Source organism: Neoalteromonas facilis, from assembly GCF_002807665.1.
GTDB classification, from domain to species: domain Bacteria; phylum Pseudomonadota; class Gammaproteobacteria; order Enterobacterales; family Alteromonadaceae; genus Alteromonas_E; species Alteromonas_E facilis.
In genome coordinates this window covers 38,178-55,929 of record NZ_PEAY01000002.1, presented here as the reverse complement: position 1 = coordinate 55,929, position 17,752 = coordinate 38,178, and the positions used below count along the sequence as shown (strand labels likewise).

General features: G+C 46.5%; 20 protein-coding genes. 3 read left to right on the top strand and 17 right to left on the bottom strand.

Going from position 1 to position 17,752, the window contains the following annotated elements:
* Positions 1–636: 636 nt before the first annotated feature.
* Together CSH93_RS06380 and CSH93_RS06375 are read left to right on the top strand one after the other, a co-directional pair.
* Positions 637–1,326, top strand: coding sequence for a helix-turn-helix domain-containing protein (locus tag CSH93_RS06380; protein ID WP_100642412.1), 690 nt, complete (start codon positions 637–639; stop codon positions 1,324–1,326).
* Positions 1,327–1,672: 346 nt separating this feature from the next.
* Entirely contained in the window at positions 1,673–2,233 is a 561-nt protein-coding gene (locus CSH93_RS06375) for a hypothetical protein (RefSeq protein ID WP_100642411.1), read from the top strand.
* A 70-nt stretch (positions 2,234–2,303) separates the two neighbouring features.
* On the opposite strand, the gene CSH93_RS06370 is transcribed toward CSH93_RS06375, so the two are convergent.
* The 3 genes from CSH93_RS06370 to lexA all read right to left on the bottom strand — a co-directional run bounded on the left by CSH93_RS06370 (position 2,304) and on the right by lexA (position 4,265).
* Positions 2,304–2,744, bottom strand: a complete 441-nt coding sequence (locus CSH93_RS06370) for a hypothetical protein (protein ID WP_100642410.1) — start codon at positions 2,742–2,744, stop codon at positions 2,304–2,306.
* A 22-nt stretch (positions 2,745–2,766) separates the two neighbouring features.
* The gene (locus tag CSH93_RS06365; RefSeq protein WP_100642409.1) at positions 2,767–3,519 is read right to left on the bottom strand and encodes a sulfite exporter TauE/SafE family protein; all 753 of its coding nucleotides are present in this window, start codon (positions 3,517–3,519) and stop codon (positions 2,767–2,769) included.
* Between the two features lie 119 nt (positions 3,520–3,638).
* A complete protein-coding gene (lexA, locus tag CSH93_RS06360; RefSeq protein WP_100642408.1) occupies positions 3,639–4,265 on the bottom strand; it encodes a transcriptional repressor LexA in 627 nt (208 codons plus the stop codon).
* A gap of 135 nt (positions 4,266–4,400) precedes the next feature.
* On the opposite strand from lexA, the gene CSH93_RS06355 reads away from it, so the two are divergent.
* Positions 4,401–4,808 (top strand): DUF2177 family protein, encoded by a 408-nt coding sequence (locus CSH93_RS06355; RefSeq protein WP_100642407.1) that lies wholly within the window; start codon positions 4,401–4,403, stop codon positions 4,806–4,808.
* 32 nt (positions 4,809–4,840) lie between these two features.
* Here the strand turns inward: CSH93_RS06355 and CSH93_RS06350 are convergent, their stop codons facing one another.
* The 14 genes from CSH93_RS06350 to CSH93_RS06285 all read right to left on the bottom strand — a co-directional run bounded on the left by CSH93_RS06350 (position 4,841) and on the right by CSH93_RS06285 (position 17,747).
* A complete protein-coding gene (locus CSH93_RS06350; protein ID WP_100642406.1) occupies positions 4,841–5,845 on the bottom strand; it encodes an AgmX/PglI C-terminal domain-containing protein in 1,005 nt (334 codons plus the stop codon).
* A complete protein-coding gene (locus CSH93_RS06345) occupies positions 5,842–6,381 on the bottom strand; it encodes an ExbD/TolR family protein (RefSeq protein WP_100642405.1) in 540 nt (179 codons plus the stop codon). Before CSH93_RS06345 ends, CSH93_RS06350 begins: the two co-directional genes overlap by 4 nt.
* A complete protein-coding gene (locus CSH93_RS06340) occupies positions 6,378–6,926 on the bottom strand; it encodes a biopolymer transporter ExbD (RefSeq protein ID WP_100642404.1) in 549 nt (182 codons plus the stop codon). Before CSH93_RS06340 ends, CSH93_RS06345 begins: the two co-directional genes overlap by 4 nt.
* A 5-nt stretch (positions 6,927–6,931) precedes the next feature.
* Complete coding sequence (locus CSH93_RS06335) at positions 6,932–7,603, bottom strand: MotA/TolQ/ExbB proton channel family protein (protein WP_100642403.1); 672 nt, start codon at positions 7,601–7,603, stop codon at positions 6,932–6,934.
* Positions 7,604–7,711: 108 nt separating this feature from the next.
* Positions 7,712–8,077, bottom strand: coding sequence for a hypothetical protein (locus CSH93_RS06330; protein WP_100642402.1), 366 nt, complete (start codon positions 8,075–8,077; stop codon positions 7,712–7,714).
* Positions 8,058–8,750, bottom strand: a complete 693-nt coding sequence (locus CSH93_RS06325) for a hypothetical protein (protein WP_100642401.1) — start codon at positions 8,748–8,750, stop codon at positions 8,058–8,060. Before CSH93_RS06325 ends, CSH93_RS06330 begins: the two co-directional genes overlap by 20 nt.
* Positions 8,737–11,775, bottom strand: a complete 3,039-nt coding sequence (locus CSH93_RS06320) for a tetratricopeptide repeat protein (protein WP_100642400.1) — start codon at positions 11,773–11,775, stop codon at positions 8,737–8,739. The genes CSH93_RS06325 and CSH93_RS06320 overlap by 14 nt, the downstream gene beginning before the upstream one ends.
* On the bottom strand, positions 11,775–13,778 hold the full coding sequence (locus CSH93_RS06315; protein WP_100642399.1) for a GumC domain-containing protein: 2,004 nt from the start codon (positions 13,776–13,778) through the stop codon (positions 11,775–11,777). The genes CSH93_RS06320 and CSH93_RS06315 overlap by 1 nt, the downstream gene beginning before the upstream one ends.
* Positions 13,779–13,793: 15 nt before the next feature.
* Entirely contained in the window at positions 13,794–14,414 is a 621-nt protein-coding gene (locus CSH93_RS06310) for a hypothetical protein (RefSeq protein WP_124748945.1), read from the bottom strand.
* Between the two features lie 4 nt (positions 14,415–14,418).
* Positions 14,419–15,552, bottom strand: a complete 1,134-nt coding sequence (locus tag CSH93_RS06305; RefSeq protein ID WP_100642397.1) for a DUF3570 domain-containing protein — start codon at positions 15,550–15,552, stop codon at positions 14,419–14,421.
* Complete coding sequence (locus CSH93_RS06300) at positions 15,543–15,797, bottom strand: DUF4266 domain-containing protein (protein WP_100642396.1); 255 nt, start codon at positions 15,795–15,797, stop codon at positions 15,543–15,545. Before CSH93_RS06300 ends, CSH93_RS06305 begins: the two co-directional genes overlap by 10 nt.
* Positions 15,798–15,801: 4 nt before the next feature.
* Positions 15,802–16,329: a TlpA disulfide reductase family protein gene (locus tag CSH93_RS06295; protein ID WP_100642395.1), complete on the bottom strand. Its 528-nt coding sequence runs from the start codon at positions 16,327–16,329 to the stop codon at positions 15,802–15,804.
* A gap of 9 nt (positions 16,330–16,338) precedes the next feature.
* Positions 16,339–17,016 carry an outer membrane beta-barrel domain-containing protein gene (locus tag CSH93_RS06290; RefSeq protein ID WP_100642394.1) on the bottom strand — a complete coding sequence of 226 codons (678 nt, stop codon included), beginning with the start codon at positions 17,014–17,016 and terminating at the stop codon, positions 16,339–16,341.
* Positions 16,986–17,747, bottom strand: coding sequence for an SH3 domain-containing protein (locus CSH93_RS06285; protein ID WP_100642393.1), 762 nt, complete (start codon positions 17,745–17,747; stop codon positions 16,986–16,988). The genes CSH93_RS06290 and CSH93_RS06285 overlap by 31 nt, the downstream gene beginning before the upstream one ends.
* Between the last annotated feature and the right edge of the window lie 5 nt (positions 17,748–17,752).

Genomic DNA, 17,752 nt, shown 5'->3' with positions numbered 1-17,752 from the left:
TTTGACCCGGTTAGTTATGTAACACGCATTAACACAAACACCCTGCTTCGCATTCAAGCAAAATGGTGATTTGCGGTAACCAATCTTTATTGCAATTTTCAGACAGATCATTGTGAAAGATATAGTCGTCTTGGTGCGTCTTGCTGGACATTTAAGTGACAGAATAGCGGCGACAGCTTTGAACGAGTTATTGTCCCAAGAGGCCTAATTAAGAGGTATAGAGGAAATGAGTGGCGATTCAATCAGCCGACATAGCTAACATAGAGGTTAGTTATATTAGAGTAGACTCTCGTGTCAGCATAGTTACCTAAACTTACTTAATAGTTTAAAAAAACCAGAGACATTTATTTATGCTTCTAAACTGCTTATTTAAGATAGCCGGCATTCAGCACCTTGAGAATAAGCTAAATCGATCGTCTGTAGTAAACATTTATCTTACCATTTCCAACTTCAACACCTGCGTTTTAGGTTTAGCTTTTTTCCATATGCGTGTATTAAATTGCAATTAAACTGAGCCGCTTTCCCACTATTGTCAGGTTGTGTCAGGTTTTTGTCGTAGCAAATTTCTGGCTTACACTTAACAAGTTTTCGACACTGTACCTGCCGCATCACGTGGCTAACATTTGGAGTTAATGCATGTTCATTTCGACTAAAAAATTGAAAGCACTACGACAGAGTAAAGGATGGTCTCAAGAACTACTTGCCAAGATGTCAGGGTTATCCGTACGCACAATTCAGCGTGTTGAATCGGATGGCAAAGCATCAGCCGAAACTGTGTTGTCCATTGCGTCGGTTTTTGAACTATCCCCGAATGAACTGCAATCTACTTCAAATGAAATTGAAGTTAATTGGTCGAGGAAACAAATCATGAAGAGTCTATTTATATTTATACTACTAGTAGCAACCGTAACAACTGCGATAGGGTTCGGTCATCCCAATGACTTTTACTTTTACGTCAACATACCGTCAATCGCATTTGTTTTCTTATTTACCTACTTTGCAACCATAATTGCCTTCGGAACCAATGGTGCAGCAAAGTCTGTTACCTGTCTTAGATATTTATTTACCGATGAGATGGTCGGAGGCGCAAAGGCGCATTTTATTGCAACTATCTTAAATGCTCAGATTAAATTCTGTTATGCGTCTGCATTCTTAGGAATGATCATTGGAAGTGTCGGTATCCACAGTAATTACGACGCAGAAGGTTTTTCTCTTCACTATGTTTGGGCAATAAACTTGCTAACGTTATTTTGGGCCACCGTGTTTAGTGAGGTAATTTTACGACCTTTAAAAACTAAAATGTCCACTTGTGATATGGCTCAGTAGGCAGTCCGTTTTGTATAGTAGACATCACAACTTAAAATAGGAATGACTGATAGTTTATTCTCGGCACTAAGTTCTTATGCATCAAAAGACTACTATTGGTACGAACAAGCCTTTCGAAAGTTGGATTTTCTGATGGTGCCTTAACGGTAAGAGGCTGCAACCAGCGAGAATTTCCGAATGTCAGTTGTTTGTCTGCCCGTTATCCTCGATTACTCAAGGATGACGGGCAGAAAGTTGTCTTTTGGAGTCAGTTTTGTAAGCCAACAAACTGCAAAGAAGAGTATTTAAATGTCTTTACGCAGCATCACCTGATAAAAACTTATATGCTAGGTATACCGTCCCTTTTATGTTGAAGGTTATGCTAAAGAAAACGCTTTTCATTGCTTTAGGTATCTTTCTAGTAGTTGCTTATACTCAACTATCTTCGTTTCACACTGCTATTCAGAAGGCATTCCCAATAGTTCTTATAAATGCGAAGGAATCACCCACAGAAGCAGAGGAGATCATTAAATCTTTATTTAGTCGTTGTAATATTGAGTTTCAATCGACCTTAATACCTGAAATTTATTTGAAAACCAGAACAGGCCCAAATACATATTATCGCTTAAGACACTTGCAAACACCTGTGTATCAATCCATTGAACCGTTGATTAAAGAATTAGAGCACTCTAAAAAGGCTAACGCTCACATCTATTATTTACTCGAGACACCTACACTTGAAGCGCTAAAACAGTTGAGGCTGAACATTGAGCTAAATTTTAAAGGAGCAGGACGAACATCGGCATTTGATAGGGTAACACCGATCTTATCTCTTGCCGTTCCTCTATCAAGTAACCGGTGCGAGCTCATTGAATCCTATATACTCTACACAGAGCACATTTTTGGAGGGGCTGGCTTTTTGATTTAAGTTTCTTCTTATTCAGGCATTCGTCTAATCAGACTCCGGCAAACACTAAACACCAATATAACGCATGGCTTTAGAGGTGCTCCCACCTATTGATCAAACCGATTAGATGGACTATTCCGAAAACACAGCAAATGGTTGAGCTTACGAGCCAAAATGTTATTGAGTTTTGCGCTATGGCTGGGTGTTTAGATATAAAGGGCAGGACTAACCCCACGATGCCTCGCAGTAAGTAAACGCCCGTTATTAGGACAATAGCAACTTTCAAAAAAGGAAAAGGCGCGAGAACGCCTGCAGCAGAGAGGGCATAAAATCCCCAAAGTGTTAATAAAGTAGCGATACCGAATGTAATAATTACGGGGCGAATGCTGCCTGACGCAGCGGATTGGGCCATGGCCTCCCCAGCACCAAAAAATCGATACCATTCAGGGCCGCCAAAAATTATCGCTATGTGAAGCAGTGCTGCAACGATACTTAAACAACCAGCAACGATGAGATAATGACTTCCTTCCATTTTCATCTCCTTTTCAACAAATCTAGCTTAACCACCAAAGCAAAATTAGGCGGATTGAGAGTAATGTTAAGATCCAACGGAACAGCGTTTTGAATTGCCTTTCCGGTATTTTGCCCAACAATTTTAAACCCACATTGGTTCCAACATACCCCGCTATAATCATGAATGCGAGTAGCAATAACCACTCTGCGAAGGCAAAGCCGGCGATACCAAAAACCACAATCTTCAAACTGTGTTGAAGCGCCATACAGGTCGAAAAGTTTGCCGTGTAGGCCCATCTGTCGCCACTTTTTCGTCCCAACCAGGCTGAGACTAATGGGCCTGATGCACCGACCAGCATACTGGCGGCTGTAGTAAGCAAACCACCGACACTTAACCCTAATCGGGTATTTGCCAAACCGACTTCAGGCATTGGTCCCCAGCAGATCCACAAGATAAAAATGGCAATGATCAATGGGATAAATGAAAGCTGGATATTGGTTAGCAACCAAATAGAAAGAACCGTCGCGACTAAGCCACCTAACAAGAACCACCCAACACTCGACCACTGGGTGTGCTTCCGTGTTAAAACAGCACGGCTGGTGTTAGAGCCTAACTGAACGATGCCATGCACAGGAATTAGCGCAAGAGGCGGCACGATATCGGCCATTATGGTGATTAAGAAGGCGCCACCACCCACTCCAACAGCGGCGGTCAATAAAGAGCCCAGAAAACTGGCGCTGACTAATACTATTGCTGATATTAGCTCGAGTCCTGCCAGCCATTCGGTAATCATTCAGTCATCCTGCGATGTGCTCATTACCACTATCATGGCGAAGCTCAATTGAGGAGTAAATAATTAAAATCGTTTGTAGCTGATGCCTTCACACTATTCAGTGGAAGGCATAAAGCTTGTTACATCCAGTCAGCGTTTCTGATCACACCCACCGCGATGCCTTCAATTGAGAAAGGCTGCGATGCAAGATCAACCTTGATAGGTTTAAACTCGTCGTTTTCAGCATGCAACAGCACCTCTCTGCCGCGCTTTTCTAAACGCTTCACCGTCACATCTTCATCAACACGCGCCACCACAACTTGGCCATTGTGCACGTCAGCGGTTCTGTGAACTGCGAGTAAGTCACCGTCTAAGATACCGATATCTTTCATACTCATGCCGTTAACACGTAACAGAAAATCGGCTTGAGGATGGAACAGTGCAGGATCGACTTTGTAGTGTGCTTCAACGTGCTCTTGGGCCAGTATAGGTTCACCAGCAGCAACACGACCAATAAGCGGCAGTCCGGCTTCCTCTTCCGCCATGTCGTCCAATGGAATGTTTAATTTAATCCCGCGTGAAGTGCCAGGCAAAATATCAATCACGCCTTTACGCGCTAACGCCTTTAAGTGTTCTTCTGCCGCATTGGCAGACTTAAAGCCCAATTCACGGGCTATTTCAGCACGTGTTGGCGGCATTCCCGTTTCAGACATTGTGTTCTTAATGAGTGAAAGTACTTCTTCTTGTCGTTGAGTTAGTGGACGCATGACCAGCCTGTTTTTCTATACAGTTAACTGTCAGTATATACAGTTGATCGGATGATACAAGTAGTTTTGTTGCGTCACGGTAGTACTTATTGCAAATTAGTCAGTCATGTCGCCTCAATTCATGTGGTACTTCAGATGAAAGTGCTCTTTTTTACTTACCTAGCGGTTTTGTGTAGTTATTTATTACTCGACTTTATATGGCTCGGGCTAGTGTCACAAAGTAGCTATCAAGAAGCTATCGGCTATCTAATGCGTGACACCCTTCCTCGCTGGCCTTGGATAGCGTTTTATCTGATGTACTCGTTCGTGGTAGTGAAAATTGTCATTGCGCCACTTGTTAACCAAAGTAGTAAACATGCCTTTATCAACGGTGCTTGCTTGGGTCTTGCTGCATACGGCGCATATAACTTGACCAACTACGCGATTTTAAAAGGCTGGCCAATTCAAATAACCCTTATCGATTGGGTTTGGGGGACCTTGGTGTCGGCCATTATCAGCTGGGTAGGTTTTAGGGTGAATGCCAAATTAAGAAATGTAGGCTGACAAGAGGGTCAGCCTATGCGGGTGCAATGCGACTAGAACGGTAAAAAATTATAGGTATATTCGATTTCCGTCGTCGTAACGTCTTGAGCACCAAAACTGATCATGCGAATGCGGGCGATTAAACGCTGAATAAGCTCTTGAGAAGCCAAATCTGTTCCGACCAAATCAACCGCTGACAGTGCGCCTGAGGGTTGAATGGTTAAGCGAACTGTTAACTTGCCTTGCAATTCAGGCTCGCTACGCAGGGCACGTCGATACAATGAATACAATCCACCATCATTTTGTGCGAGAGTTTTTCGGATCGATTCAACGCTACGATCACCAATGATATCGGCTTGTTGCTGAACGCGTTGCGTAGCTAACGCAGCAGAGCCTTCTGTTGGTGCATCGAACTCCGTTGTTTTGCGCCCTGCCAATGAGCCTCTAGCACCTGCTGTTGTTGACAATGAAGCGGTATCCAATTGTCCACTGTCAGTAGCCAACTCTCGCCCAATCAACTTACGCCCCGTCTCGCTTTGCTGCCCCGCACCTTCTGTCAGTTGAGTGTCAGCCATATTACCTAAATCGAGAGAATCTCTGAGACTGGCCAAATCATCGGTAAAATTCATAACACCCGCTTTGGCGGCTGTTTCCTTGGCAATCTGCACCTTTTCTTCTTGAGTAGGCTCTACTACGACAGGCTCTGGCACTTTCTCAACTACCACAGGTTCAGGTTCCGGCTCGGGTTCAACTTCAATCGGCTCGGGTTCTGGCTCAACTTCCGGTTTCTCTTCTATGATCGTTTCCGGTATTACTGGTTCTGGCTCAGGCATCACCACCGGCTGCGGTGGCTCTGCAACAATCAATTTCGCTAATTGCGGTGGTACTTTGGCTTTCTCTTCACGCGTTTGCTCGGGTAATTCTATCCACGCGACAAGCATTGCGAACAGCAAGGTTACCGCTACAGCACCGAGTAAAATTCGTTTGAAGCGCTGATTCTCTTGTTCGCCACTCGACCAAGGCAGCGTGGAAAAATAATACGGGGTAACCGCTATCATTGTGTCACCTCTAGCGCAGCCCCAGATTCCGCTTCTACATATTCTACAGCGAGTGAAATGTCGCTATAACCAGCCTGAGCACAGGTATGCATGATTTTTTTCAGTGCCTGATATTCAATCGCTTCATCACCCATGATGGTAATTGCGTGACGCGCGTCGGTATCTTCTTCACTCTGTTCTGCTTTTGCTTGTTGACGGATCTTTTTGCGCAGTTCGAGCTCTTTACTTAGCGCACTTAAAGTGTCGTCTTGTGTATTCACGACTTGCTCTAAAGTCATTAAAAATACCCCATCGAGCATCAAGCGTTGTTGACTCACCGTCAGCAATAACTGCTCTTCAGCGGCGGTGTCGGCGCTGGATTTGGGTAATGTGAGCGAACGATCATTTTGCAGTACCTGTACATCTGACGCATTCAGCATTAAAAAGAAAACCAAGATGGTAAAAATATCCATCAATGAAACAAGGCTTAGCTTGCCTTGTGCTGACAGTCGCTTGTGATGACGAGCCATGCGCTTTGCGCGAACCGACTGCTTCATTGCTTACCTCCAAAAACGGAGTGCTGAGGCGCATCGGCGAATGACACATTAGGAAACAGCTCCGCTGGCACAACTGATGCTGCAACAACATCGGGGTATGAGCGTACTGTGTCGATTAAACTGACAATCGTCTGATAAGACACATCATCTTCAAGGAGTAGAACCAAATCATCTTTTTCTAACTCTTTGGCTAACAATGTTTGTTTAACTTGCTTGAGTGTTGTCTGTAGCAAGGCGTAATCGTGTTCAAGCGCATTGCTTTCTTCATTGGTGACCAACGGGATCTCACGCACGAGATAACCTTGCGGGAAATACACGGCCATCCCTTCTCGCGTCACCAAGACTTCAAGCTGCTGATGCTCAACGTCTTCTTGCGTGGCACCGCTACTCAGCCCAGGCAGAGCCAATTCAACCACGGTAATGCGAGAAAACACCATCATCATTAACAACACTGGCACCAGAACAATCATCAAATTCATAAATGAAGTGATGTCTAGTTCGGCGTCTTGGCGCACTCGTTTGTATTGCCTTTGGCGGCCTAACACAATCGTTACTCTTGCCTATCAGTTGCGCGAGTTTGCGGCTTTATGTTGTGGCTCGCGATCAAAGTGTTTAAACACTTAACGCCAGCCATTTCCATACTATCGATGATTTCAGTTGTCTTAGTTTGCAACAATGAGTGACAAGCCAACAGTGGAATAGCCGCGATCAAACCAAACGCCGTGGTATTCATGGCAACAGATATACTTTGCGACAACAAGCTCGCCTTCTCCGCAGGGTCTGCATTAGCAACCGCGGAAAACGCGGCGATCAAGCCTATAATCGTACCCAGTAGCCCAAGCAGTGTAGAGATATTCGCCAGCGTGCCTAAGTAGCCGGTGCGCTTCTCTAAACGCGGGATAGACTCCATTAGCCCCTCCTCCATTGCATATTCGATATCCTCACGGCGCGGACTGATGCTTAAACGCGCGATACCTGCCGCGATAACACGTGCAATCGGTGCGCTACTGCTCTTGCCCAAGGCTAAAATCTGATCGAAGCGATTGGCCACCAATAAAGGTTCAATTTGTGCGAATGCATTTTTGTTGGTTCTGCGCGCCATGGTTAAAAACACATACCGCTCAATCGCGACCGCCAATCCAAGTGCCAATACAATCGCAATGGGAAACATAAATGGGCCACCTTCCTGAAAAAAGCGAACCACGATTTGCATACTGTCCATAAGGATCTCCATCTATGCAGACTACTCTTTGTTAGTCTTTTAAAGCTTCGATATCTGACTATCGAGTTTACGTAAAAAAGCGGATAGGTTGCGTATCAACGCCTATCCTCAGTTATTTTTCTGTGCGTCTTGTGCTGACAGTTGCGTCAACATACGTTTATGCAATTCAATTCTTTGCAGAAATGCATTGCGTTCCAACGGGGCCAACTGGCTCTCTCCCGCGCCGGTTAGCGCAACCCGTGTGACTCGTTTTTGCGCGGGCGAATCCCACGGCACAATCGACAAAACCCTTGGTTGCTGCTGGTCGCCACGTATAGTCGACTCTAACTTAATCACGCGGCTATCCTGCCCTGCCACCTGCTGCGCTTGCACATCAGAAATCATTAAGTTTGACGCCGTAATGATTAAGTACGCCGCCACAACGCGACGACGTCTGAACGGCCTACGGGGTCGATTAATTTTCATCCATTGCATTTCTCATCTCCTTTATCCATCGATCAACGTCCTGCGTTGAAGCTCCCTGTGCTTGCAATATTTCTTGATAGCGAATGTAGTCGTTTAATGCGGCCGCTTTGTCTCCAACGTACAAGTCAAAAAAGATCCCGCGATTGCGATACCCTTCGGCTAAACCTGCCCATGCACCAATGGCTGCATTGTAATGACTGCGCGCAACATCAAACTCACCCGCATCTTTATGCGCAGATGCTAGGCGCAAATGAGCATAGTAATTCGCATTATTTTGTCCGACGCTCTGTTGCCAATACATCATCGCTTTGTCTTGTTCACCCAGCGCAGCAAAACCATTGCCAATTTCATAACTGAGCAACGATGACGTGGGTTGAGACCGCTCTATTTGACGTAATAGTGCGGCTATCTGTGACTGAATGGCGCTTCTTTGCTTGTTGAGGATCGCGGCTTGCAGGGCCTGCAACATCACTTTTTGGCTGTCTGTTGGCACAATGACAGACTGCTTGAATCGATCCTGCAATGAAGTCTCTGCTACCGCTGTCGCCGGTGTTGCAGGCTCTGTTGATTCTGCCGTTTCAGACCCGAATTGCGGCACCCAGCGTTCCACCGTGGCACAACCACTGAGCATAACTAAACCTACACAGCCAAGATAAAGGAGACGCGATTTAAAAATTCGCATAATCCACCTCCTTTAACTGTTCCGGCTTGTTATATTGAGCTGGCAATAAGGTGGCTAATGCAGCAAAACTCTTCGCTACCCATTCATCATAGTTGCCCTGCCAACTACGTTGGGCATTCTGCGAGTGAATATTAATCGCTTGTTCTTCGAACGGAAACGCCTGTTCTTCGAGTAAAAAGTCGTACTGTTCCAGCGCTAAGGCATCTAACTCTGCTGGTCTTTCAGAGTCATACAACGACTGTGCGAGCAACTCATTTGCCTGTGCAAGGCGATACCCTGCCTGCGTTGTAAACTGCGCAATCTTGTATTCCATCACCCGTTGGTATTGCTGAATTACCTTTTGCATAGCATCACGTTTGCGTTTGATGCTTCTGTCTAATGGCAGCGTTAGCTTGATCCGTTCAAAAGCTGCGAAACTGTCTTCCGCAAAAACGGATTGAGACATCGCCGCTAAATAGCGGGAACGATCGCTACGCTCTTCGCCTGCTTCTGCATCCGCTCGGATCATTTTATTCAACCAAAAACGGCGTTTACTGTCTTCGTTAGCATCAAGGTAGTAATTACTCAGGATGAAGCGTGCTTCATTGGCTTGAGATAACGGCGTTGGATAAGTATGCGCATAGGTTCTAAAGTGCGGTAACGCAATATCCCGCGCATTGGCTTTATCGGCATATTCGGCGGCTAAAAACAGCGCCTCTCTACCTTTGTCGTTATCACTGTTTTGTTGCCAAACATCCACTAACAGAGCCGAGGCCTTTAACCATTGCTGGGTGTTTTCATAGGCAATAATCAAACGCTCTGGCATCTCTTGATTAAGAGCGTGCGTCGCATAACGCTGCTGGAATGCAAGTATTTGCGCAATAGCAGACGACCAATCAGACAGTCGCATCAAATAACTGATGGCATCAAAATGTGCGTTGATAGCAATTGACGATGATGGTGTTTGATCGACCACCCGCAAAAGCTTATCCACACTGGCCCGTAGCGCATTCGCTTGTGCTGGTGTTAATGCAACAGAGGTTGACGCATCTGTGGGTATCTGTGCCACCAGTTGGCGCGCCTGTTGAAAGTAAGTGGCGGCCAGTTTGTCTGTCATTTCAGCATGTAATGGATCCGCCGGTGACAGTTGCGCTAACAGCAGCTGATAGCTGCCTTCTGCTGCGGCAAAATCGCGTAACTCAAACTGACTCTGTGCCAATACTATCTGCGCCGTTTGTTGCATTGAAGCTGACGTAGTGCGGGCTAATAACCATTGTGCCCAATCAACTGCATCAACGTACTGGCCATCGTCATACAAAGATTGCATTAAGATAACCGCAATGTCGTTAGCGCGGTCGTCTGCCGGAAAGGTTTGTAAAAAGCGAACCTGACTGTACTGATATGGCGATAGGGTCGTACCTGATGCGTTTTCACTTTCAGGCCCAGCTTTCGCCAGAGTTCCGCGTGCAAGTAACGCCGTATAGGCAGCATTTGCAGCTTCAGCGTGATCAGAATAGTCATAGGCAAATCGCTCATACTCTTCAATTGCAGCGAGTAAATCCCCACTCTCGTACAAGCTTTCAGCAAGGAAGAATTGCATATCACGTGCTTTATCGCTGGGGCTAAAAGTCGCGATATATTCCCGATACCAACGTTGCGAGCGTGTATACGCCGCCTTCTGCTGGCGCGCTAGCAATGTGCGCTGCGTCTCATTTGCCTGTTCCATCTCGTTAATAGCAGCGGCAGCCTGCTGCGCCATAGCATGCTCATGTTGAGCCAGAGTTGTAATAAATTCATCTAAGTAAGGCATAGCCTGCTCGGCCTGTTGCGCTGTAAAGCCTTGCCAATTGGGGCCATGGATACCATAGGTTTCAACAAAACGTTGTTTCGCCGGTAATACATCTGTGGGGAAGTCGCCCAAAATAAACACATCGATATGTTTGATGAACGAGGGGATAGCCTGTTCATGACGCGGGTAAAGCCGCGCAAACGCCAGGTACATGGCCGCACTTTCACGGTATCGACTGTCATCCAGCAATTGTTGTGCTAATGAATCGTAAACCAAATACGTAAATGGTTTCTCACCAAACAACGTGAAATAGCTGTTGATCGCAATGGTGCCGCCTTGAGCTAAAAACATTACCCCCGTCATCGACAGCGCATCTTCGACAAGGCGTTGCTCACTTAAATTTAACGCATCTAGTGGTTTATGAGCTTGGGCGTAATTTTCTGGCGCAAGGCTGACTTCCAGCATCAACATAAACGCATCTATCGCGCTTGAATACGCTTCTAATTTAAAGTGACTCCAACCTTTCATATAGGCTGCCATTGCATAGAAAGGATCGCGCTGTTTAGCGACCAAAGACACGTAATTCGCGTTTACAACCTTATGGTATGCCTCAATCGCTTTTGCATATTGATTGTCGTTGTAGTGAAACTCACCAATGCGAAAATATAATTCGCTGGCGTAATTGGTATAAGGAAAGAGATCCAGCAAACGCTCTGCATACACCACGGCTTGCGCATCATTGCCCTGAAGGCTGTATGCCCGCGCAAGTTGATAAAGAATGTTTTCCTTGGCCAGCGGATTCAATGGCGCAAGCACAGGATCTTCTTCGGCCAGCAAGGTTTCATAGGCTAGAATAGGCAATCGATAATAATCACCCGACTCAACCTCTACCCCTTCCGCTTGTGCTTCCTCCGCAAGCAACATTTCAATATCCGCTAAGCGATTGCGAATATCCTGTCCTAGCACACCATGCCACGCCAGTTCAGTATTCGGTTTTTGCGTCAACTCCTCTACTAACGGCATGAGTGCCTGATATTGATCACGAAGCTGATGTAAAGGCACGCTATCCAGAGTTGATGATTCAGTCGTGACCGGATCTAACGATAAGTTTACTAATGCGTTTCGGCGCGAGTTGTCATCACTGACCACTTTATTCGCCGGGGCTAGCTGCACTTCTGACTGATAGAAACTGCATCCACTTAACAGCAACAGTAAACCAACGCATACGCCTTTGTGATAACGAGAGTGAAACCGCATCAGTTCAACCCTCTTAGTTCATTGGCACTGCGAGTGAAATGCAAATCCTGCATTCTCAGCATAGCCAAACGGGTTGCTGTAACCTGCTCCAACAAAATAGCGTCACGTTCAGTGATACGACTATCAACATAACGACTCAGTGCACTGATCAACTGTGTCTGAAGTAACCGTGTTTGTTCACTTTTTTGAGTGTATTGCGCGTTTAGTTCACTCAATTGCTGTCGTTCTATTCGAATATTATCCAGCAGCTCCGTTTCGTTTCCTGCCCGCGCATACAGTGCCTGATATCGCTCGGATGCTTGTTGGTATAACGTTTGCGCCTTATCGAAAGATTGCTTGTGAGACTGCAGCACTGACATTTTTTGCTCTTCAAGCTGCCACGCTAATAGCCCTTGCAGACGTTCAACACGCGTTGCTAACGCCTCTACTCCTTGCTCATCAACACCATCCAACGAACGAATATGAGCCAACCGTTGTTCAGATGCCGCTAAACGCTCCAGCCACTCTTGCTGCTGCGCAGAGGCAAGTAGCGCCGGTTCATTGGGCGCTCGCTCAACCACACTACCTAACCGCGTTAACGTGTCTTTTGCTTGCTGGAGCTTATGCTTGGCATCCTCTAGTGGTAACGATTGCGCTCTTAATTTATAGGTATTTTCTCGTTCATTGAGGAGCTGATGGAGCTGTTCCACCCGCTGGCGCTGTTGCTGGATCAAGCGCTGCATGTCATCGAGCTGCAACAACGTAGCCAGTTGTTTAGCGGTATTTGGCTGATTATCACCACTGAGCACATCAATCAGGATATCTTGATGTTCTCTTGGCCAGAGCGCTTGCATAAGCTCATCATCTGACTGAGATAAGTGTGAGAAAAATCGTTCTGATTGACTGGTAGAGCGCAATGTTTCTAAGCTTTCGCGGGCTTGTGTCAATTGCGACAATGATTGCGCCAACATGTCATAGGCTTGGCGGTAATCGGTAAGTTGTTCGTAGCCGTACGCCAATGCGTGGGTCGCTTGTAAGGCGGGTAGTCCTTTGCCCTGTTGCTGCAAATAGCGCCATACTGGCATCGCTTCCGGCCAGCGTTCTTCTTTTGCTAATGACCAACCGTAAGCCAATAGTCCTTCTTCAGCATAAATGCCGTCAGACTGAATTTGCTTAAACGCGTTAAAAGCCGCATTGAAGTTGTTTTGCTGGACGAAGCTTTGACCCAACAAATAATACAAGCGATCCAACAGGGCATTTCGTTCTTGAAAAGGTGTATCAACTATTTCGACCGTTTCTGCCCACGGCCACCAGCTTGCATTTGCCGGGTTTAACCAATCTAACGACCAATCCCAATCACTGTCAGTGGGGGCCTGTACCGCCTCAATGGCAGCAATAAACTGCTCGGCTGCTGGCTCAAACTGCGATTGGTTAAATAGCTGGATACCCACATTCGCAATCAAATAGGGGTACCAATCGCTGCTCTGTTCGACGCTAGCCAAAATACTTTGCCAATTTTCGGATTGATGCTGGATCTGATAGTACGCCGCTTGATACGCCAAGGTATCGATTTGAGCGGGTTCGACAAATTCCATTAACGCTGGCTGAAACAGCGTCTCTGCAGCGGTTTGACTCACATCATATTGGCCTTGTTGGAACGCCGTATGCGCCAACCAAAACCAGGCTTGCGCCTGTAACTCTGGAGCTTGAGTTTGCGCCAACAAGTCCTGCAATAAGTCTGTCGCGGTATGCGTCATACCGAGTTGCAAGCTGGCGCCCCCCTCAACCAATTGCATTCTTTCTAGTTGGTCTTGCGGTACACCTTTGTGCCGAGTTATCGCTACTGCATGCAATGTATCGAGCGGTTGCTGCTGAAAATAGTGATACAACACCTGACCGACATATAATGCTTGGATCCTGTCTTCCGTCGCCAAGTCTTTTTCGGTCTCAGACGCGCTCGCGAACACGCTACCGATTAGGAGCGATAAACCGAGAACAGACTTCAAAGCGCGCGGAATGATCACAATGACTAGCGCCTTTTATCGAAGTGCACGGGCATTGAATACGGGTTGCTGTGCCGTGGTAGAGTCAACAATTTGAAGTTCCACAACTTGCGCTTCATCCGATTTTGAAAAGTCTAATGTTACGCCGCGCTTATACGGTCGATTTTCAGGCCCAATACCGTGGAAAATCGCGGTGAGTTGATGTTCACCTTGCGCAATATTACCGATAAAGATTTGATGCACACCACCGCGCATCAAGGCATCAACTTGCTTTTGTGTATATAAGTAATGACTGAGTGTTTCGTTGTCGATTTTCACTTCAACTGCATCTAACGCGAAGTACATCCCAACATCCATTGATAAGTACACAGCTATTTGCGTACTCGACGGAAATAGCAAATCTTCTTCGAGGATAAACAGGTCGCGATTAAGCGCAATCAATGCCTGTTGCAATGACTCGATTTCCTTACCCAATTCACTTTCAGCAGCATTGCTAACAGGCGCCAACAAACCAATGTCATCGTCATCTTGTTCTTGGCTGTGTGCATTGAATGAAAATGCGGCTGCCACGCATAACAACAGCACCATCAACACATTGGCGATCCCTATTCGCTTACAATCCTGCCACACTGTCATTCTCCAACGTTTCTTATTCATTTTCTCAATACCACACGGATGCGAAGACTTTAACGACATTGGCCGAAAAGCCAAATAATGGTTCTTCACCTATCGGTGCCATGACCGTAACATCACGAAAGTCATCATAATCAAACTGCATATAATCATATTCAAAATGTAGACTCGACTTCTTAAACACATTACTGGCTGAGAATTGCCATTCATAGGCCACACTCAAACCTGCCGTAACGCCAGTATAAGTGCTCATTTCTTTGTCTCTCGCCATAAAATTAAACTCGTTTGGGCGAGAAAAAATATCCTGATAAAAATCTGCGCTTTGTTGGCTGTAGTAACGAACGAACACATCAATTACCCATGGTTGCCCAATGGTATGGATGTAGCCAATCTTTCCGTTAACCGCACTGATCCCCCAGGTATCGCGATACCATCGTGCATCAGCGTAGAGTGCGGCTCTGTAGGGTAAGTAGTAATTCGCATTTAGCGATATTGCGTTACTGGTGCGGGTCTCAGGATACACTTCGGTGGCAAAGCTGAATCCACGCGCATTGTCGGTGTCAATGTAACGCACCGAACGATAAGGATTATTTAAATAACCTTGATCCGAGATATGTTCGGCTGACAATCCCACAATCATGTTTTTACTGACTATCTGTGTAACCCCAAAACCATACTTGTGACGGTCAGCTTGTTCAGAAAAGCTCTCGTTGCCGCGCATGCCGATCTCATCCCACCCCTTGGCATAGCTCAAAGAGACGGTAGTTAGATCACCAAACATATCTTGGCTGACACCAATATAGGCAGAATTTGCTTCGAAATCATTTTCAGAGCTATTGGTGAAACTCATGCTAAGCAAGGTTTTATTATGCAGAAAATCACCGCCAACCGTAGCCTCTTTGCGCTCTTCTGAGTACGGACTCGCGGTCGCTCGCACGTCAATAGAGGCACCTGAGACCGTATCAACGTAATAATTTGCCGATAACGATACTTTGTCGCCAACCTGTTTGCGCAGCAGTATCGATGGGCCATCAATCGACACACCATCACCAGAATACGAGTGGTACATGATATCGGAACGGTCTTGCGGCAATACTGCTGCAAACCCCATGCTAGGCAGCAATAGAGCCAAACCGATTAAACCACGTCGTATTAGTTGCATCCGCAGCCGCCCCCTGCTGTACCATCCGCTCCTCTGGCACCCTCGCGAGACTCCAACACATGTTTGGCATAGCTACGCGCAATAGGGTTGCGGTTCATGCTCATGATCGGATCGGCTAAATTTGAGCGCTCATAGGGTTTTACCCAAGGCTCGATCTGAAGAAACGCGTATTCATCTGTACTGGCACAGCCACTCATTAGCAGTGTTATTGCGGCAGCAAGACTTAGCTTTACCCGATTGCGCATATCACTACTCCCGCAATAGCAGTTTGATGGCTTTCTCATACTTGCGCTCATCGCCTGATTTATAGCCTTTGTGCGTAAGCCTTGATAAACCATTGCGATCAACAAATACCGTGGTAGGCATAGCGCTCACATTATAGGTTTCGCTGACATTACCATTTGAATCAAATAAGACCGGGAAAGTCACTTCGATGTCATCGAGTAAAATATTGGCTTTCTCTGGCTTGTCATCAACATTTACCGCCAATACGGTAAATCCTAAATCTTGATATTTTTGCTGCAACGCCTCCATTGCCGGAAGCTCTTCTCGACAAGGGCCACACCAACTGGCCCAGAAGTTCACCATCACAATATTGCCTCTTTCTTCCAGCAAACGACGGTTATCGCCATCGCGGCTTGGCAAGGTAAAGTCGGGCGCTGCGACTGCCGTGCTTTCAGCGCGTGCTTGAGTGGCGATATCGGTTAAAAATATCGCCAGTATGATGAAGATGGCTAGTTTGGTGAAATCACCAGAATGTTTGGACTTATACTGCATAATTAACTCCTAGAAAAACATACTCACGCCGAGTGTGTAGGCCATATTGTGGGTAGACTTTTCTTCACCGATAAGGTCGCTCTTGAAAATATGGTCGCGCACATCTAAACGCAGTGATAAATAGTCGGTTAGCAATACACGGTATCCAGCGCCTAACGTCAGTGTGAAGCGTTCGTCACCGCCAAATTCGGTACCGCCACCGCCAACCAGTAGATAAAAATTGGTGTTAAACGCTACACCATCAGCCAAAAACACTTCGCCGTTCATCTTGTATCCAACAGCAAGGTCGTAAGTGGTGAAATCGCGCTCATCATCGGTCAAAAAATTTGCCCCGCCGGATAAATCTTCAAAGCTTGTCGTGCCGGCTTGCGCCATACTGTAAGACGCTTCCGTAAACCAATGCTCGGAAATGTGATAGCCCAAGCGCACGCCATAGGTCACGTCGTTGCCGAAGTCTTCGATGCTTTGCACACCTACCATCGCCGTCACTTCAAAATCTTCACTGTCGATATTGGCTTCTGTCACGGTGCGACGTTTAAGCGCAGGATCAATAATCGGAGGCGGTGTGGCACTGGCGCTTTGTTGTGCCATCGCGGGAACGGCACCGAGCAGCATGGAGCATACGCTAAGGCCTGCTAACGCTCGTTGCAAAGCGGTTAGAAAAATACGCTTACGCCAAGTTTCCATTCCGTTAACTCCTCTTGTTCATCGCGTTGGGTTAATGCCAACAAACTTTTATATTCCAGTCTCACCACCATGTTGCGGGTCAGGTAGTAACGTACTCCAGCCCCCACTTCCATGATGTCACTGCGTCTTGACTCGTCGCCTGATGCTACTAAGTTGCTGCGAGGCGTTGTACTAAGTTGCCCCGTTCCCAGCGCCAAATAAGGCGATATTCGCCACTCTGGAAAGGTGTAATGCATCAACCGAATCGACCAATACTTATTTTCTGCAAAATCACCTAGCGCTTGGGCATAACTCACTTCAGCGGTGAAGTTTTCGGTCATCACCCATCCTACAGATGCCGACATTGCCGTCACATCGTCCAGCAAGCCTACGCCAAACCCTAGCTCCCATTCACGCAACTGGTAATCGGCAAAACTCCCATTTGACACTCTCACCGGCTCCCCATTGAGATGCGCGGTCAGGTTTAAGTCGTCGGCTGAAATCCAACCTTCAATACCTTTCGTTGTGCGCACCTTGTACCACTGCGTACGTGACTTCAATACGCTAATTTGCTCTCCATGTTCTGCCACATGGAACACAGGGTAAGCACTGGCTGGGCCTGAACGCATATCGACGAATGGTTCTTGCACCACTACCGTCAGTGCTTCTGCAATTGATTGATGACTCCATATCAGCAGCAATGGCAGCATTAGGAGTATGGCTATGGGCGATCGTTGCCGTTGAGAATACATAACAA

What these genes read in the sequence shown, in the direction of transcription:
- CSH93_RS06380 (WP_100642412.1), top strand. Translation starts at nt 637, where the DNA reads ATGTTCATTTCGACTAAAAAATTGAAAGCACTACGACAGAGTAAAGGA.
- lexA (WP_100642408.1), bottom strand. Translation starts at nt 4,265, where the DNA reads ATGCGTCCACTAACTCAACGACAAGAAGAAGTACTTTCACTCATTAAG.
- CSH93_RS06330 (WP_100642402.1), bottom strand. Translation starts at nt 8,077, where the DNA reads ATGCAATGGATGAAAATTAATCGACCCCGTAGGCCGTTCAGACGTCGT.
- CSH93_RS06310 (WP_124748945.1), bottom strand. Translation starts at nt 14,414, where the DNA reads ATGAATAAGAAACGTTGGAGAATGACAGTGTGGCAGGATTGTAAGCGA.
- CSH93_RS06320 (WP_100642400.1), bottom strand. Translation starts at nt 11,775, where the DNA reads ATGCGGTTTCACTCTCGTTATCACAAAGGCGTATGCGTTGGTTTACTG.
- CSH93_RS06325 (WP_100642401.1), bottom strand. Translation starts at nt 8,750, where the DNA reads ATGCGAATTTTTAAATCGCGTCTCCTTTATCTTGGCTGTGTAGGTTTA.
- CSH93_RS06370 (WP_100642410.1), bottom strand. Translation starts at nt 2,744, where the DNA reads ATGGAAGGAAGTCATTATCTCATCGTTGCTGGTTGTTTAAGTATCGTT.
- CSH93_RS06350 (WP_100642406.1), bottom strand. Translation starts at nt 5,845, where the DNA reads ATGATAGCGGTTACCCCGTATTATTTTTCCACGCTGCCTTGGTCGAGT.
- CSH93_RS06365 (WP_100642409.1), bottom strand. Translation starts at nt 3,519, where the DNA reads ATGATTACCGAATGGCTGGCAGGACTCGAGCTAATATCAGCAATAGTA.
- CSH93_RS06355 (WP_100642407.1), top strand. Translation starts at nt 4,401, where the DNA reads ATGAAAGTGCTCTTTTTTACTTACCTAGCGGTTTTGTGTAGTTATTTA.
- CSH93_RS06295 (WP_100642395.1), bottom strand. Translation starts at nt 16,329, where the DNA reads ATGCAGTATAAGTCCAAACATTCTGGTGATTTCACCAAACTAGCCATC.
- CSH93_RS06305 (WP_100642397.1), bottom strand. Translation starts at nt 15,552, where the DNA reads ATGCAACTAATACGACGTGGTTTAATCGGTTTGGCTCTATTGCTGCCT.
- CSH93_RS06375 (WP_100642411.1), top strand. Translation starts at nt 1,673, where the DNA reads ATGTTGAAGGTTATGCTAAAGAAAACGCTTTTCATTGCTTTAGGTATC.
- CSH93_RS06345 (WP_100642405.1), bottom strand. Translation starts at nt 6,381, where the DNA reads ATGAAGCAGTCGGTTCGCGCAAAGCGCATGGCTCGTCATCACAAGCGA.
- CSH93_RS06285 (WP_100642393.1), bottom strand. Translation starts at nt 17,747, where the DNA reads ATGTATTCTCAACGGCAACGATCGCCCATAGCCATACTCCTAATGCTG.
- CSH93_RS06290 (WP_100642394.1), bottom strand. Translation starts at nt 17,016, where the DNA reads ATGGAAACTTGGCGTAAGCGTATTTTTCTAACCGCTTTGCAACGAGCG.
- CSH93_RS06300 (WP_100642396.1), bottom strand. Translation starts at nt 15,797, where the DNA reads ATGCGCAATCGGGTAAAGCTAAGTCTTGCTGCCGCAATAACACTGCTA.
- CSH93_RS06335 (WP_100642403.1), bottom strand. Translation starts at nt 7,603, where the DNA reads ATGGACAGTATGCAAATCGTGGTTCGCTTTTTTCAGGAAGGTGGCCCA.